We start from the raw sequence: 18,077 nt of genomic DNA, 5'->3' as shown, positions 1-18,077 counted from the left end.
TGTGTCGATTTCTCATGGCGTCTTTCCCGCCTTGACAAAGCGAAAAAGGGTGGGATAATTGGCGCAACCGGGGGTTAGCCCCCAAACGCCAAAGCGGTCGAGCACGATGACCAAACCCACCGCACTCGACCACCCAGCCATCACCGTCAAGCAGAAGCAGACCCAGCAGGCACCACAGACCGCGCCCCCACCAACCCCGTCCTCCGCAACAACGCAATCCCCAACGGCGTCAACGTGTGCAACACCGTATTCCGATTACGAGCCGACCGGATCAACCCAGCCTCCCGCAACACCGTCGCGTGCTTCGAAGCTCCAGCGATCGAAATCCCCAACCGCTGCGCCAGTTCACTGGTGGAGCAACTGTCGTCCAACACCTGCAACGCGGCAGCCCGCGTATGCCCCACCAACGCCCCCAACGCCTGCCCACCCTCATCCGGACTGTCCACATCAGACACAGTCCCCGCGTTGGCAGCAGTCGAGAACGCCAGGATAGGAGCATCCTCCCCACCCCGATCGATGAACAAGCATGTTTTCGGCGCAAGGAAAAGAGCTGGACTCAACAACAGCCCCCGGTCATCCAGGTGCACATCCCGGTCATCCTCCCCAGGGACGTGCAACACCGGCGACTCCCACCGCAACGCGGGATGCAACGTCCCGAACAGACCGTCCATCCCACCCGAGATCGCGATCCGACCCCGGTCGTCCCGCTCCGCGCGCAGGTGTTTCAGCGCTTGGTCCCAGTACGGCACCACCGCAGCGTTGCCGAACTCGAACACCGCCTCGGCCACCTGCCGCTGCCACGGTTCCGCGGGCTCCTGCCCTGACTCCGAATCGGACCTCCCCACCAGCCACAACAACTCGGACAACGGCTTTCTTCGGAACGTCATGCGCTCGATCCCGCCCAGCCGTCCGCCCAACCGCACGCGTACACGGCTGCGCCACACCGAGAAATTGCCTCCCGGCCGGTTGAACAGGTCGAGCGCGAACACACTTTCGGCAACCACCCCTAGACCGGTCACCATCTTTACGCGGGCTAGATCTTCAACGCTGAAGTGGATCCTCGGCACCTTGTCCCCCAGGACAATTCTCGTGCAAAAGCGTTCCCAAACCCCAGTTCAGGCGGAACGCCAGCGTAGGCCCAGACGAAACCGGCCGTCAACTCTGGTCAAGCCCCCGAATCGGGTGTATCCATGCCAGTTGACGGACCGCGCTCGACGCCATCCACGAGCGTTGACGACGGACACCGCGCACCCCCTGCGCTCGGGTTTCCCGGACCCGTTCGGCCGAACAGTCGAACGCCTCCGACCCGCCGATCCCCGCGTAACCCGAACGGATGCACGACGGGAACGCGAACCCCCGGCACTCCGAAACCGCCACCCGACTACCCCGCGACCTTCGGCTTCCCGCACGACAGCACGACAGAACGGGCGGTCCGCGAAGATCGCGAACCGCCCGTTCGGGGGTCAGGAAACCGGCCGAAGCCCCTGCGTCACCGGTACTTCATGTCCAGGTACGCGGGCGTGTGGTACCCCGAGTACTGCGGGTACGGGTCGTTGCGCGGCACCCTCGGCTTGGGCTTCTGCGGGTGGACGTTCCACGAACTCGACGAGCCCTTCCCCCAGCACGCCAGGAGGCACGTCTTCGGCACGGGGACGTTGTACGAGGGCCTGCGCCAGTCCCCGCCGAACACCATGCACCCGAGGAAGTTCTCCCCGCCACCGGAGCAGAACTTGTTCTCCATCGGATCCGGTTGACCCTCCGGGAGCGGGCACGGTCCCGGCAGCGGGACCACCCCCTTCATCGAGGGACAACCGCTGCTGAGCATCCGGTCGATGTCCGCCGCGAGGTTGTCCGCGTGCTCCTTGGCCGCCTTCGCGCGGGCCTCGGCCTCCTTCGCGGGTGCCTCCCTCGCCGCCTGGATGAGGTCGCGCTCGGACATTCCCGCACTTGCCGCGCCCGCCGCCTGCCCGACCACGTCCACCGACGCCGCGGCACCCGCTACGGCGGTGTTCTTGATCGTCGTGCCCACCGCCTTCTCGGCGATCTCCGCTCCCTTCCCCAGCACCCGTGCGGCACCACCGGTGGCGAAGCCCAGGATGGCGAGCCCGAAGCCCATCTTGTTGTTGTCCCGCAATGACTTGTACCCGTCGTAGCCGTTGACCAGGAGTCCTGCGGTGAAGACGATCCCGAAGGCCAACCCGGCCGGGTTCAGGGCCATCCCGGCCACACCGAGCGCGAGCCCGATGGTTCCGGTGTGATCGTCCGCCCACTTCACCACGGTCGTCGCCACAGCGCCGATCCCCTGCACCGCGTCGTCTACCCAGTCGAACCACCCGAGCCCGCTGGGGTCGAGCTTGGTGATCGGGTTGTTGTCCGCGTAGCTGTACCCCTGCATCTGCTGGGGGTCGTCGACGTCGAGGAGCGGGTCCGCCGACAGGAACCGCCCCACCGCGGCGTCGTACAGCCTCGCCCCGATCCCGACCAGCCCGGTCGACGCGTCGACCGTCCCCCCGACGAACCCCTTCTGACCGGGGAACGCCGTGGTCGCGCCGCGTGGCGCGCCGAACGGGGCCTGGCGCCGCCGCGTCACGTCGAGCGTGTCGGACTTCACCGACACCTGGCTGGTCCCCTGCTCGTCTCCCGCCACCCACGACAGGCCGTTCTTGTCCCGGATGGCGACCGTCGTGCGCCCGAACGCGTAGTACCGCGTGGGCTCCAGCGCGCCGCTGGTGGTGAGCTTCAGCTCCTCGCCGTCCAGGTAGAGGGTGGTGCCGGTGGGGTCGCGGCGGATCAGCCGGTTCCCGTTGGCGTCGTAGAGGTACTCGGTGGTCTTACCCGCCTCGGTGACCTTGGTGACGTGGCCTTCGCCGTCCCAGTCGAGCTTCTGCTCCGCTCCCCCGGTCTTGCGGGTCGTCGTCTGGCCGATCTCGTTGTAGGCGAACGAGTCGGTGGTCGTCCCGGCGGGCGTGGTCGAGGTGACCGAGGTCAGCGTGTGCGGCCGGGGCTCGGTCGGCGCCGGGTAGGCGTAGGTGCGGACCGTGTCGCCCGAGCTCGTGTGCCGGGTCTCGGTGCGCCGGTTGCCCACCTTGTCGTAGGTGAACGACTGCCAGTACGGCGCCGGCCCGCCGAGCCCCGCCGTGGTCGGCTGCGCGTCGCAACCCCCGGTCGGGGTCCACGCCTCGGTGACGCGTTGCAGGTAGTCGGTCGTGAAGCACTGCACGTCCGGCACCTGGCCCAGCGGCGTGTCCGCGATCGAGGTGACGTTGCCCGAGTCGTCGTAGGAGTAGTGGGTGTCGGCCTGCATCGGCGCGGGGACCTCGGCGTCCAGGACCGTCCGGTCGAGCCTGCGGGTGTTGGTGTCGTAGTAGCGCGACAGCCAGACCCGCTTGCCCTCGTCGCCGAGCTGGAGCCGCTGTGTCTCGCCGTAGCGGGTGTACTGGACGTCGCTGACGAGGTGCACGTCTCCACCGCCGAACCCGCTGGTGGCGGAGGTCATCGAGCCGAAGTCGTTGCGGCTGACGGTCGTGGCCTCGGCGGGCAGCGAGCCGATCGCGGCGAACGCCGTGGAGGACACGCTCTCGTCGGCGTTGTACTTGGTGTAGGAGGTGTAGGTCTTGCCGAGCGCCTGCTCGGTGTCGGGGATGGTGACCGACTTGCCGGTGGGGCTGTACAGCGCCGAGTACCCCAGGACGGACGTCCGGTAGGCCTTCCCGTTCACGTACCGGGTGGACGTGGCGAGCCGCCCCTTGGCGAACAGGACCGTGTCGTACGTCCAGTCCGCCAGCACCGGCCCGGTCTTCGAGCCAGACCGCATCGCGGTCTTGCGGCCCAAGACGTCGTAGTCGAAGGCCAGGGTGGAGTTCTTGGCGTCGGTGGTGGTCTCCAGCCGTCCCGCGTTGTCGTAGGTCATCGTCGTGAGGCCCTTGTCGGGGTCCTCGTCGCGGACCTTGCGACCGCGCAGGTCGTAGGACCGCCGCCACGTCGTGCCCGCCGGGTCGGTCACGGACGCGAGCGCGCCCGCCGGGGTGTAGGTGTACGTCGTGCTGTCGGCCGCCCCTTCCGGCTTCGGGCCGTGGTACTGGCGCAGCTCGGTGGTCTGCCCGCGCGCGTCGGACACCGTGGTCGTCGCGATGCCGCCCTTCGGCGGGGTCACGTCCACGCGGTCGCCGCGGTAGGCCGTGGTCGTGCGCCACAGCTCGTGCGCGCCGCCCATCGTCACCGCAGCCACCGGACGGCCCGCGCCGTCGTACGAGGTGACCTCCTGCGAGGGGATGTCCACGTCGCTCGCGACCCACAGCTTGTCGTCCACCGGGGAGTCGGTGAAGTACGGCTTGGTGGTCTTGTACGCGCGGCCCTGCGTGTCGTAGCGGGTGTCGACGATCAGCCTGCCGCCGCCGAACGCGGGCTGCTGGACCTGCCGCGGCCGCAGCAGGCCGTCGTAGAGCTGGTTGCTGGTCGTGTAGTTGCCGTTCGGGCCGAGCGCGCTGGTCGTGACCACGCTCGGCGCGTCGGTGTGGTAGGCGTAGGAGAACTTCTGGTTGCCGCTCTGCGTCGCGGGATCGCGGTTGGCCAGCCACACCTCGGTCTTGCGGCCGAGCGCGTCGTACGCCGTCGTCGTCTTGCGCTGGTTGGCGTCGATCTGCGTGACCGGCTGCCCGAACGCCGTCTCGACCACCGTGGACGTGGTGTGCTGCTTCGCGTTGGTGGTGGTCACGCCCGTCACGGGTCCGCCGGTCGTCGGCGTGTAGGCCGTGGTGGTGATGTTGCCCAGCGCGTCGCCCGCGCTGGTGGCCCGGCCGTGGACGTCGAACACCGCCGTGGACGCGAGCGCGTACACCGGGGCGGTGGACCCGGCGGGGCGCTGGTCGAGCACCTCGGACCTGGTCGCGTTGCCCGCGGTGGGCCGGTCGGCGAACCCCTTGCCGTCGTAGGCGTAGCGCGACGCGGAGATCGCGTCGGCCGGGAACACCGGGGTCTGGCCGCACGCCTTGGCAACCGTCTCCGTCGTCGCGACGGACGTCATCAGCCACGCGTCGGTGTTGCGGTTGTACGTGGTCGTGGTGCAGGTGTCGTCGGCCGCGGTGGCCGTGTCCCCCAGGTCGTTGGTCTTCACCAGCTGGCCGAACTCGTCGTAGGTCGACTCCTCACGGGTCGTGCGCCACCCGCCCGCGGCCAGCGCCGTGTAGCTCGTCGACACGCCCGGAGCGACCCGGTACGCGGTGAACTCGCCGCGCTTGGCGGTCGGGCCCGCCACGACCGGGGTGGTGACGGACTTGGCGACCACGCCCTCGCCGGTGCCGTCGTGGGTCTGGCTCTCGAACAGCGTGCCCTGGAGCCACTGGTCGTCGACCCGGCTGCCGCCCGCGGAGTCGGTCACCGAGACCGAGCGCGTGCCGGTCGGCTGCTTGTCGCCGTTCATCCCCCGGTAGTAGCGCTCCTCGGTCATCGTGACCGGGCCGCTGGGGTCGTCGGGCTTGCCCTGCCGGATCCGGACCTTGCCGAAGCCGCGGTACTCGTTCCAGGTGCGGTTCTTGTCCTTGGTGAACTCCGAGGTGTCGTACGCCCACGCCGCGCCGTCGAGGTACTCGTAGCTGGTGACCTGCTCGGGGTTGGTCGAGATCCGGTCGGACTGGACGACCGACTCGACGACGTACTTCTGGAAGTAGTCGGTGCGCTCGGCGAAGTCCTTCTTCGCCCACGTCGCCGGGAAGCAGCGCAGGGTGTTGGACTCGGCCTTCGCCGGAGCGGTGGTGCAATCGGGGCGCGCGTAGTTCACCGACAGCACGCCACCCGCCTCCGACAGCACGCCGGTGACGCGGTACCGGTTGAGCGGGCCCATGCCGGAGCCGTCGGTCGCGCCGACCCGGTTCGGGAACTTCGCGCCGGTGAAGGACACCGCGGGCAGGGTGATGGGCGTGGCGCCCGCGAGGCCGGTGTGCGTGACGCCCTTGAGCCACAGCGCGGCCTTCTCACCGTCACCCGGTGACGGGAACTGCTGGTCCAGCGTCCAGGACTCCACATCCTTGTAGGTCGTGCCGGACAACACCTTCGTGGTCACCGAGGCGAGCCGCTTGCCGGACCAGAACGACGGCCCGTGCTGGTCCTTGCAGGTGGCCGCGGCGCACTTGTCGGCCCAGGACACGTCCGGCCAGTTGTCCTTCTTGCCCTCCACGCAGTCCGAGCCGGGCACGCACCGGTCGGCGACCGCGAAGTCGACCCGCCCGGTGGCCTTGGCGCTCGACCCGTCGCGCAGGCCGTACTCGGCCGACGCCAGCGTGCCGCCCCTGGTGTAGGAGACCGCCGCGTCCTTGCCGTTGGCCCCGTAGGAGTTGGTCTCCTTGGTGTAGCCGTAGACGATCACGTTGCCGTTGCGGTCGATGACCTTGTCGAGGTTCCACCGCCAGGCCTGGGTGCACGACGACGCGTCGAACGTGGCCTGGTGGCAGGGTTCTCCGGCGTCGTCGCCGTAGACCGGGACGGTCCACGTGGAGCCGGAGTCGGGCCGGGACCCGTAGAGGTACTGGGTCCCGTCCACGGTGGTGATCCGCCAGTACTCGCCGTCCCGCGCGCCGTTGCCGGAGCCCGAGAGGCGTTCGACGCGCGAGCCGTCGTCGCTCTTGGGCCGCCACGTCCCGGTGGCGTCGTCGCGGATCAGCTCACCGGCCTTGGACCCGTAGGACGCCACGGCGTTGTCGCTGCGCCAGCACAGGTCGCCCACCTTGTCCGACGGCGTGGTGCCGCCCATGGTGTCGGCCGCGCACGGCAGGTAGCGGCGTTCGACGAAGCCGACCGACAGGTCCCAGCCGTCGCCGACCCAGGACGCCTGGTTGTTGGTGGCGCTGGTCCGGCCGTCCACCGCGGACGACGAGTAGGTCAACCCGAGCTGGGGCGTGAACCCTCCCGGCGCGGGCGGCACCCGCAGCGGGTAGGACCAGCTGAAGTCGCCCGTCTGCGTGGACACGTCCCAGGTGGCCGACGGGGCCAGCGGCGAGGCCTTGCTGGTGCCGCCGCCGTCCGGCGCCGAGCCCTCGGGCTGGTCGCCGTGCAGCTCGGCCAGCGCGGCGGGGTCCGCGCCGCGCGGGGTCATCGTCTGCGCTCCCACCGGGGTCGACCCGGTGGTCGGCAGCTCCACCGACGGCCCGCCAGCCGCCCACGCCGTGGCGGGCAGGGCGGTCACCACCGCGGCGGCGAGGACGAGCGGGAGTGCGGCCGCGACGGTCCTGCGGACCGCCTTCCCGATCCTGGCGCTCATTCGAACACCGCCGTCACGGCCGGAGCGCGCAGCAGCGCGTAGCCGAGCTTCTTCTCCACTGTCTGCCCTTCGCAGTCGGCCTGGAGCGACACGAACCGTTCGCCGCCGAACGAGCACCGGTAGAGCGCCTGGCTGTCGACGCCCTCAGGCGCCGCCGTCCACACGCCGCCGAGCGGGCCGACGACCGTCGCGCCCTCGCACGCCTGGTCGGTGGACGGGTAGAGGTCGGATCCCGTCCGGCACTGGTAGAGCTTCTGCGTCCCGGTCTGCCCGGCCAGGTCCAGCAGCCCCTGCGGCCCCTCGGCGCGGTACGCGGCGGGTGCGCCCTCGGTGGTGCTGCTGTGGTCGAACCCGTCGAGGTTGTACCGCGCGAAGGTCGCGTAGGCCGCCGTGTAGCCGAGGAGGCCCTTGCTCGTCGCGCCCTCGCAGGTCGCGGCGCGCGACTCGAACCGGTCGGACGCGGTCGCGCACTGGTAGACCGCGATCGTCGGGATGTTCGTCGGCTGCTTCGTGTACACCGACCCGATCGGGCCCAGCACCGACGCGCCCTCGCAGGCGGCGTCCACCGAGGTGAACGAGTCCGCGCCCGCCCGGCAGGCGTACAGCGCCTTCGTGTTCTCCCCCTCCGTCACCAGCCTGCCGAGCGACGTGTCGAGGTGCGTCCCGGCCCGCGGGTGGTCCGTGGCGCCGGAGGACCGGTCGCCCGCCGCGTCCACGAACCGGCCGAGCTGGCCGGGTTCCGGAGCGGCCCAGCCGCCGCGCACGGCGATCCGCCCGTCGGTGACGGGACCCTCGGAGAGCCGCACCTCGTCGAGCGAGCCCGCGAAGAACCCGGTGGACTGGCCGTCGGCCTTGGCCCGGCCGAACACCGTCGACCCGGTGGCGGGCCAGAGCAGCACGCCGTTCCTGGTGCCGACCAACTCCCCGTCGACGTACAGGCGCAACTGCCGCGCGGGGTAGTCGTAGACACCCTCCACGTGCGCCCACTGGTTCACCGCCGGGGCCACCGCGGACGCGGCGTACACGAGCGGCGAGCCGTCCTGGTCGGCGCGGGCCGCGCCGAACACCCACCGCTTCACGTCCGGCCGGTACTGGAGGACGAACCCGCTGTTGCGGTCGCCGTCCTGGCTGACGATCGTCGACACCTGCGTGTCGTTGGCGAGCCTCGCCCACCCGGCCACGGCGAAGCTGTCCCGCATGGGGACCCGCGGCGCGGGACCGGTGGCGAACCCGGTCGTCCCGTTGAGCTGGAGGGCCTGCCCGGTGACGCCCGGACCGAAGCTCGTGCCGCCGGACAGCGCGGCCTTCCCCTTGCGCCAGGTCACGTCCGTCGCCGTGCCGTCGTCGAACCGGTAGTAGCCGAGGTCGGCGTCCGGCACGTCGTCGTGCACCTTGCGCACCTCGTCGTCGCCGATCGCGCGGCCGAACACCCGCACGTCGTCCACGGCCCCGGAGAACGGTGAGCCGTTGACGCCGTCCCACCGGTCGCGGCCGATGGTGAACGGCCCGGACGACGGCAGCACGCTCACGCCGACCCGGACCGCGGAGAGCGTCCCGTTGACGTAGAGCCGGACCTGGTGCGCGTCGGCGTCGTAGGACATGGCCAGGTGCGTCCACTCGCCGGACACGGCGGTCTCCGCGGAGGCCAGCACCGTCACGGCCGAACCGGGCGCGTCCTTGTCCGCGGTCGGCACGACGAGCCACCACTTCTCGTCCTCACCGCCGTAGCCGAGGACGAACGAGCTGAGCCGGTTGCCGTCCTGCCCGAGCACCGCTCCCCCGACGCCCGGCTTGGTCAGGTAGACCCACGCCGTGCTGGAGAAGCTCTTGGTCGTGTCCAGCACCGGACCCGACGTCTGGGCGAACCCGGTGCTGCCGTTGAACATCAGCGCCCCCGGCCCGCTGCGGCCGCCGACCCACGACGCCCCTGCGGTGAGGGTCGCCGCCTTGCCGCGCCCGGTGGCGTCGGCCGTGGTGGTGCCGGTGTGCTCGTCCAGGTCCCAGCGCGCGGCGTCCGCGACCGGCAGCGCGGCCGGTCCGGTCTGCGCCGGGTAGGAGCGGACCAGCGCCGAGATGCGGTCCGAGTCGAGCGCGCCGGTGTAGAGCCGGACGTCGTCCACGCTGCCCGGCCAGAACTCGGCGGGCTGCCCGTTGACCTTGCCCCGGCCCACGACGAGCCCACCGGTCGGCAGCCACGGCGTGTTCAGCGTGCCGTCGCCGACCCGGCTCCCGTTGACGTAGAGCCAGATCTTCTTCACCGCCGGGTCGTACAGGCCGACCAGGTGCGTCCACGTGTCCACTTCGGACGGCAGCGTCGACACGACCGCCTTGGTCACGACCGCGTTGGCCACGTCGGACTCGGGCATCTCGAACGTCCACGCGCCGAACTGGTTGTTGTCCGCGTCGATCACGTGCCCGAGGCGGAACTTGCTCGTCTTGGCCCCGTCGACGGTGACAGCGTCGATCTTGCACACGGTGGTCGGCGTGGAGAGGTCGCAGTCCTTGTTGGGCAGCTTGACCCACGCCGAGACGCTGAACGCCTGGTCGGTGCGCAGGTCGACGCCGGTGGTCGTGGCAGCGCCGGTGCCGTCGAGCGTGACGGCGTTGCCGACCCGACCGGGGCCGAACGCCGCGCCGGAGCCCAGGGTCGCGGTCTTCGCGCCGACCGCGTCCCCGGCCGTGCGGCCGCTCGTCTCGTCGAACGGGTAGTTGTGGATCAGCGTCAGGTCGCGGCCCGCCATGGTCTGGATCTCCGCCGCGAACAACGTCCGCGAGTAGGCCGCGACGTCGTCGATCGCGCCCTTGAAGTACTCCACCGGACCGCCGGACCACTTCGCCCGGCCGATCTGGAAGCCGCCGGAGGCGTTCCACGTGTGCGTGTGCGCGGCCGACCCGACCAGCGTGCCGTTGACGTAGAGCTGGATCTGCTTGGCGGGGGCGTCGTAGATGCCCACCAAGTGCGTCCACTGCCCGACCTGCACCGACCCGCCCGCGGCGTCGGCGCGCTTGCTGCCGTCGTCCACGGCGTCGCCGTCGAACATCGCGAAGCTCCACTTGCCGTCGTCACGGGCGCGCAGCTTGAACGCGCTGACGGTCGCCCCGTCCTCGGACACCACCGTGCGCAGCGCGCCGCCCTGGTCCACCCGAGCCCACGCGGCGACCGAGAAGCTCTGGTTCGTGTCCACGGCGTGCGCGGTGCTCGTGCTCGCGTTCGCCGTGCCGTCGAACCGCAGCGCCAGGTCCGTGGGGTCCGGCATGCTCGTCTGGCCGCCGGTGTAGTCCGCCGTGCCCGCGGCCGTGCCGTTCAGGCTCCGCGGGGAGGAGTCCTTGAGGTTGCCGTCGAGCTTCCAGTTGCCGACCGCCACGTTGTCGCGGCTGACGATGCCCTTGATCTCCTCGGCCGACAGCACGCGGCCGTAGGCGCGCACCTCGTCGACGCCGCCGATCCACGGGTTGGCCGGGCTGGTGCCCTGCCACTTGCCGCGACCGACCAGCAGCGGGCCGGTGGCGTTGAAGCCCGCCGTCCGGGTGGCGGTGCCGGACAGCTCGCCGTCGACGTAGATCCGGATCTGCTTGGTCGGAGCGTCGTAGACGCCGGTCAGGTGCGTCCACACCCCCGGCTTCGCGATCCGGGCGCTGCGCACCAGCGAGTCCGAGGGCCTGCTCACGGCATCGGCCGACGGGAGGTAGAACTCCCACATGTCGCCGCCCGCGTCACTGCGGTAGGCCAGCGAGAACCCGCTGTTCACCGCGCCGTCCTGGGAGACGACCGTGGTCGCCTGGTCGCCGCCCGGATCCTGGTCGAGCTTCGCCCACGCCGACACGGAGAAGCTCTGGTCGGTGCGGACCACCGGCGCGCCGGTGCTCACGAAGTCCTCGGCCTTGTCCAGCCGCACGGACCCGTTCACCGCGCCGTCCGCGACGAACCGCGCGCCGCCGCGCAGCACGCCCATGGCCCCGCCCGGCACCGCGTTGAGCGCGGTCGTGGCGTCGCCGTCGTCGAACTTCCAGTAGCCGAGCTGGACGTTCGCCCGGCTCACCAGCGCCCCGATCTCGGCGGGCGTCAGCACGCGGTCGTACACCTGCGCCTCGTCGACCGAGCCCTGCCAGAAGTTGGTGGGGGTGCCCTCCCACGTCGCCCGGCCGACCCGCAGCGGGCCGGTGGCGTTGAACCCGCCGGTCCTCGGCGCGGACCCGGCCAGCACCCCGTTGACGTACAACCGGATCTGCCCCGCGGGCGCGTCGTAGACGCCGCTCAGGTGCGTCCACTCCCCCACCTTCGCGATGGGTCCGCTGCGCACCAGGGAGTCCGACGGCCGCTGCACGGTGTCCGCCGACGGCATGAGGAACTCCCACACGTCGCCGTTCGGGTCGCTGCGGTAGTCGAGGAAGAAGCCGCTGTTGACCGCGCCGTCCTGCGACAGCAGCGACAGAGCGACGTCGCCGCCCGGATCGCGGTCGAGCCTCGCCCACGCCGCCACGGTGAAGCTGCCGTCCGTGCGGACGGTGTTGGGGGCGGACATCTGGGCGCCGGAGCCGTCCATCGTCAGCGCCGAGCCGACCGCGCCCGTGCCGTAGCTGGTGGCGCCGGTGGTCGTGCCGTCGTGGCTCGCCAGGAACGCGGTGTCCTTGGCGTTGCCCTCGAAGGACCACTGCGCCACCGGGCCGTTGCCGGAGCGCACGTAGATCCGGTACGTCGTGGTCGGGCTGCGGTGCCCGGCGCGGTCGACGCTCTGCACGTACAGGGTCTGCGGGCCGTCCTTGACGGGCGCGACGTCCACGACCGCCTTGCCCCCCAGCGCGTCCGCGTCCACGCTCGTGGACGGCGGGTCGTTCCAGCCGTACAGGTAGTGGTCCACGTCGGCCACGCCGGACGCGGTGAAGGTGAACTTGCCGGGCACGCCGACACCGCCGTGCCACGCGTTGTCCTGCTGGTAAAGGTCACCTGCCACACCAGGAGCCACGTCGATGCCGACGCGGTCCGGCCGGAACGGCCTGCCGGGCCCGTTGAGCCAGTCGCCGCCGTCGTAGCCGTCACGGGCCCACAGCGTCCAGCTGACGAACTGCCCGTCCCGGTTGCGCAGGTCGAGGGTCTTGCTGAACGTGCTGCCCGACACCTGCGTCGGCCCCTCGGAGTGCTCCACGCTCGCGCCGCCGTAGACGTCCCACACCGCGGTCAGGTTGTCCGGGTCGGGGTCGGTCAGCTTGCCGATGAGCCGGATGTGGTCGTCGCCGACGTAGGGCACGCCGTCGCACCACTTGCACGGCGCGGGCAGCGGCGGGTCGGTGGCGAGCTGGGTCGGCGGGTTCGGCCGGGAGTTGTAGTTGACGACGATCTTCGTGGCCAGCGCGTCGTACTTGCGCCACGCCATGTTGTCGCCCTCGTTCTCGGCCTTGATGAAGTAGGCCGACCAGCAGGTCGTGCACAGGCCGTTGTTCTGGTTGACGTTGAAGCCGATGCCCTTGTTGCCGGCGCACCCCGAGTAGGCGCTCTCCGCGGGCCGCGTGTCGACCCGCCAGCCACCGGGCATCGCGTTCCACCGGGTGTCCTGGTTGATCGTGGCGTTGGCCATCCACAGCTCGTGGTTGCGGGTGTTGCAGCTGGGGCCGTAGACGATCGTGGCGTTCAGGTTCGCGCTGATGATCCGCTTGCCCTCCAGGAAGCGGGTGTCGAACTGCCAGTACGACCGGGCGGTGCCGATGCCGTTGCAGCCCGCCCATCCGGTGCAGGTGCCGACCTTCGCCCAGGTGTCCACGTCGTCCGCGCCGTACCAGTGCCTGCTCTCCGGCTTGCCGCTGAACACCTTCGTCCAGTCGCTGCGGTCGAACGTGCGCCAGTCCGGGTCGATGGTGATCGGGAACGCGGCCTTCGGGTCGGTGAGCAGCGCGAGGTCCGGCGTGAGCGTCAACTCGGTGCCGGACACGGCCACGCCGACCACGGCTTGCCGGTCGCCGGAGCTGTCCCACATCGTCGACGGCGGCGCCTGGAACACCACCGCGCCCGAGGCGTCCTTGGCCTCCAGCGCGCCGGTGGGCGTGGCGGTCACGCTCAGCCCGTCGGTGGTGAGCGCGAGCTTGATCGAGCGCAGCGCCGGGTTCGCGGCGGCCTCGGCGGTCTTGACCACGAGCTGCTGCGCCACGCCGTCGGTCTGCGCGCGCAGCACCAGGTCGACGTCCGGGAGGACGTTCGGGTAGGTGGCCGTGGCGCCGTCCAGCTTCGGCTCGGGCAGCGGCGTGGGCCAGCTCATCGTCAGCGTCCGGCCGGGCTCGCCGAACGCGACCATCGGCCGGTCGCCGCCGCCGGAGAACACGAGCGGCTGCGCGACCGTCCTCGGTGCGACCGTCCGGTCGGGACCGACGGCCAGCGTCGGGTCCGCCTCCACCCAGCCCTGACCGCGCCTCACCCGCGCGGCCGCGGTGGTGACCTCGGCGACCAGCGAGCCGTCCGGCGCGGCGGACACCTTGCGCGTGGCCGTGGTCAGCGACGCGACCACAACGTTCTCGCCCTGCCTGCGCGCCGCGGCGAACGCCGCGTCCTCGCCGACCGCCTCGGCGATCCGCGCGGGCGGCACGACGACGGGTCCCGTGACCGGCCGCGACCCGACCGCCACCGGCGCCATCACCAGCGCCAGCGCCACCCCGGCGATCACCCACCGTCCGCGCTGCTTCCCAGCTACGACCGACACCACACCCAGCCCCCTCGACCCCAGTGCGAGGCACAGGTGTCGTGCCCCGGCGCACACCGTGGACGAGGGACCTTGCACGCGGCCGGCACGAGGTGAAGGAGCAGGTCACACGCCGTGCGTGTTGCGGTGGGACGACCCGATGGGCGAAACTCCGGGGAGGGGGACGGCCGCTCGCCGCGGCCGTGGGCTGACTGCCGGGGGGCACGGGTGGGGCTGCTGTTCCGACTGCTGGGCGCGGTGGGCGTCGCCGACGACCGCGGACCCGTGGTCATCAAGCACGCGAGGGTCCGGTCCGTGCTGGCCGCGCTGCTGGTCGACGTCAACAAGGCCGTCTCCACCGAGACCCTCGTGGACCGGGTGTGGGGCGAGGACCTGCCCAAACAGCCGCGCGACGCCTTGTACAGCTACGTGTCCCGGCTGCGGTCGGCATTGACCACCGTCACCGGGGCTGCGCTCGTCCAGCGGCCCGGCGGGTACCTCCTCCAGACCGACGCGGACACCGTCGACCTGCACCGCTTCCGCGCCCTCGTGGCCCGTGCCGCGACCGGGGACGACGCGCACCGGGTCGAGGTGCTGGCCGACGCGCTGGCGCTGTGGACCGGCACGCCCCTGGAGGGCCTGACCGGGCCGTGGCCGACGAGCACCCGCGAGGTGCTGGAAGCCGAGCTGCTGACCGTCCGGCTGGACCACTTCGACGCCCGCCTGCGCTTGGGCGGGCACGCGGACTGCGTCGGCCAGCTGGACGCGCTGGCCGCCGAACGCCCGTCCGACGAGCGCGTGCTGCGGGCGTTGCTGACGGCGCTGGTCGGCAGCGGCCGCAGGCACGAGGCCCTGACCCGCTACGCCGAGCTGCGCCGACGGCTCGCCGACGAGCTGGGCGTCGACCCCGGCCCGGAGCTGCAACGCCTGCACCAGGAGATCCTCGCCGCGGACGGCCCCGTGGCCCCGACGCCGAAGGCGGTCCCCCGCCAGCTGCCCGCGCCGCCGCGGCACTTCCTGGCCCGCGACCGCGAACTCGCCGTGCTCAGCCGTGCTCTCGGTGACGGCGGCGCGGTCGTCATCTCCGCCATCGGGGGTGGCGGCGGGATCGGCAAGACCACGCTGGCGGTCCACTGGGCGCACCGGAACCTGCACCGCTTCCCGGACGGCCAGCTCTACGTGAACCTGCGGGGGTTCGACCCCGACAGCGAGCCGACACCCCCGTCGACGGCGCTGCGCGGGTTCCTCGGCGCGCTCGGCGTGCCACCCGGCTCGGTGCCGCCGGACCTGGACGGCCAGTCCGCGCTGTACCGCAGCGCCCTCGCCGACAAGCGGATGCTCGTGGTGCTCGACAACGCCGCCGACACCGCCCAGGTCGCTCCCCTCCTGGCGGGCGGGACCACCTGCCTGACGCTGGTGACCAGCCGCAGCCCGTTGACCGGTCTGGTCGCCGTGCACGGCGCGCTGCCGGTGCCGCTCGCCGTGCTCTCCGACCACGAGTCCCGCGCCCTGCTGGCCCGCCACCTCGGCGAGGCCCGGATGGCCGCCGAACCGGACGCGGTGGACGACGTCGTGCGGCACTGCGCGGGCCTGCCGCTGGCTCTCGGCATCGTGGCCGCCCGCGCGACCACCCGCCCCGACCTCGGCCTCGCCGCACAGGCAGCGGCCCTGCGCGACCACCGCACCCGCCTGGACGCCCTGGACACCGGCGACGCCGACCTGAACCTGCGCTCCGTGCTGTCCTGGTCCTGCCGAGCCCTCACGCCTGCCGCCGCGCGCCTGTTCGACCTGCTCGGCCTGACTCCGGGCCCGGACGTCTCCACCGCCGCCGCGGCCGCCCTCCTGGCCGCCGACCCCACCGCCCCGCTCGCCGAGCTGGAGGCGAACCACCTCGTCACGCAACCGGAGCCCGGCCGCTACCGGATGCACGACCTCGTCCGCCTCTACGCCGCCGAGCGCGCGAACCACGACGACCCCGCCCTGCGGCGCATCGTCGACTTCTACCTCCACACCGCCCACGCCGCCGACCGCCTGCTCGACCCGCTGCGCCCGGCCCTGACCCTCACCTCCACCCCCGAGGACGCCGCCCCCCTCACCCACCACGACTCCACGGAAGCCCTGACCTGGCTCACCACCGAGTACCCCTGCCTGCTCGGCGCTCAACGACTCGCGACCACCCAGGGCTGGCACGCCCGCGTGTGGGAACTCGCGTCCGTCCTGGACACCTACCACTGGCGGCAGGGCCACACCGCCAACCACGTGGCCGTCCTGAACGCCGCCGTGGCAGCGGCGGAGGCCGACGGCGACGCGGCCGTCCAGGCGAGGCTGCACCGCAACCTCGGCCAGGTGCACACCAGGCTGGGCGCCCGCGAGCAGGCCATGACCCACCTGGAGCGTTCACTGGCCGCGGTGCGCCGCACCAACGACCCCCTCGGCGAGGCTCACGCCCACTCCACCCTCGCCCGCACGTGGGGCCAGGGCGGCGACCTGCACCGCGCGAAGGTCCACGCCACCACGGCCCTGCACCTGTACCGCGCCACGACCGAACGCACCTGGGAAGCCGACGCCCTCAACCAACTCGGCTACATCGCCGCCCTCCTCGGCGAACACGACGAGGCCTTGGCCCGCTGCCAGGCGGCCCTGACCCTCAACCGCGAACTGGGCCGCGAGATCGCCCAGGCGGAGGCGTTGGACAGCATCGGCCAGATCCACGAGAACACCGGCCACCTCACCGAGGCACTGGACTGCTACCGCTCGGCGATCACCCTGTTCGACCGCCACGCCCACAACCACGACCTCGCGGGCACCCTGGACCAGTTGGCCAGAGTCCACTTGGCACTGGGCGACCCCACCGAAGCCAGACGAGCCTGGGACCGCGCCCTACCCCTCTACCGAACCCAAAACCGCACAGAAGACGCCGAACGCGTCCGCACCACCCTCGCCAACCTCACCACGACCCCCAGCCTCACCCCCACCGCCTGACCACACAAGCCTCTTCCTGGCACCACTGGACCCACGGTCCACCACTGCACGGAACTCCACTGCCTGGTGCACGCAACACCACCGGGCCAGGGTTGATCACAGGGCACCGCACCAGCGGCTCCCGGACCCCAGTAGGAGAACACCGTGACCACCACCTGGTTCATCACCGGCGCGTCCCGCGGCTTCGGCGTGGAGATCGCCCGCCAGGCACTGGACCGAGGCGACAACGTAGTAGCCACCGCCCGCAACCCACACGCGGTGGAACAAGCCCTGCCAGACCACCACGACCGCCTCCTGGCAGTGGCATTGGACGTCACCAACGAAACCCAGGCACAAGAAGCGGCAGCCGCAGCGGTAGAACGCTTCGGCCGAATCGACATCGTGGTCAACAACGCGGGCCGAGGCCTACTGGGCGCGGTGGAGGAAACCACCGACGCAGCGGCCAGAGCCGTCTACGACACCAACGTCTTCGGCGTCCTGAACGTCCTCCGCGCCACCCTCCCGATCCTCCGCGCCCAACGCGAGGGCAGGATCCTCAACATCAGCTCGGTAGGCGGCTTCAGCGGCTCAGCGGGCTGGGGCGTCTACTGCTCCACGAAATTCGCCATGGAGGGCTACTCGGAAGCCCTGCAAGCAGAACTAGCCCCACTGGGCATCACCGTCACCATCGTGGAACCCGGCTACTTCCGCACCGACTTCCTCGACACCACCAGCCTGAACCCCAAAGAACTCCACCCCATCCCCGACTACGCCCAAACCTCAGGCGCCATGCGCCAAGCAGTACCGACGATCAACCACGCCCAACCAGGCGACCCGATCAAGGGCGCAACCGCCATCATCACCATCGCGGACCTGGAAAACCCACCACTACGAGTACAACTCGGCAGCGACACCAAGAAGGCCCTGGAAGCAAAAATCACCCAACTACAAGAAGAAGCAACGAAATACCGAACCCTGACCCTCTCCACGGACCACGACGACACCATCACCAACTAACAACCACCGGGTGACCACAAGCAGGCGCCGGGGCAACGCAGCGGCCCACCAAGCAGGCACAGGGTCGACCAGCAACCACGCTGGGAATGGCAGGCGAGGGCCACGGAACGTGGCCGATTTGACATGGGGATTTCGGCCTTAAAATTGTGGTCGGGCGGGACTCTCTTTGGACCGCCTTTTGA

Annotated in this window: 5 protein-coding genes; 2 read left to right on the top strand and 3 right to left on the bottom strand. The window is 71.1% G+C overall.

The window, feature by feature from the left end; all coding sequences use genetic code 11:
* Window positions 1–146 precede the first annotated feature (146 nt).
* From ACFWW9_RS41575 to ACFWW9_RS41565, 3 genes are all read right to left on the bottom strand, one after another.
* Window positions 147–1,067, bottom strand: coding sequence for an ArsR/SmtB family transcription factor (locus ACFWW9_RS41575; RefSeq protein ID WP_390388389.1), 921 nt, complete (start codon window positions 1,065–1,067; stop codon window positions 147–149).
* Between the two features lie 422 nt (window positions 1,068–1,489).
* Complete coding sequence (locus tag ACFWW9_RS41570; RefSeq protein WP_390388387.1) at window positions 1,490–7,252, bottom strand: RHS repeat-associated core domain-containing protein; 5,763 nt, start codon at window positions 7,250–7,252, stop codon at window positions 1,490–1,492.
* Complete coding sequence (locus ACFWW9_RS41565; RefSeq protein ID WP_390388385.1) at window positions 7,249–13,938, bottom strand: LamG domain-containing protein; 6,690 nt, start codon at window positions 13,936–13,938, stop codon at window positions 7,249–7,251. Before ACFWW9_RS41565 ends, ACFWW9_RS41570 begins: the two co-directional genes overlap by 4 nt.
* Before the next feature lie 207 nt (window positions 13,939–14,145).
* Here ACFWW9_RS41565 and ACFWW9_RS41560 point away from each other — a divergent pair, with 207 nt between their 5' ends.
* Both ACFWW9_RS41560 and ACFWW9_RS41555 read left to right on the top strand, forming a co-directional pair.
* Window positions 14,146–16,899 carry a BTAD domain-containing putative transcriptional regulator gene (locus ACFWW9_RS41560; protein WP_390388382.1) on the top strand — a complete coding sequence of 918 codons (2,754 nt, stop codon included), beginning with the start codon at window positions 14,146–14,148 and terminating at the stop codon, window positions 16,897–16,899.
* Between the two features lie 144 nt (window positions 16,900–17,043).
* Window positions 17,044–17,895, top strand: a complete 852-nt coding sequence (locus ACFWW9_RS41555) for an oxidoreductase (RefSeq protein ID WP_390388379.1) — start codon at window positions 17,044–17,046, stop codon at window positions 17,893–17,895.
* Window positions 17,896–18,077: the final 182 nt, after the last annotated feature.

The organism is Umezawaea sp. NPDC059074 (genome assembly GCF_042738955.1).
Lineage (GTDB): Bacteria > Actinomycetota > Actinomycetes > Mycobacteriales > Pseudonocardiaceae > Umezawaea.
Note: the sequence above shows the minus strand (reverse complement) of the source record. Positions and strands in the feature narration are given on the sequence as shown.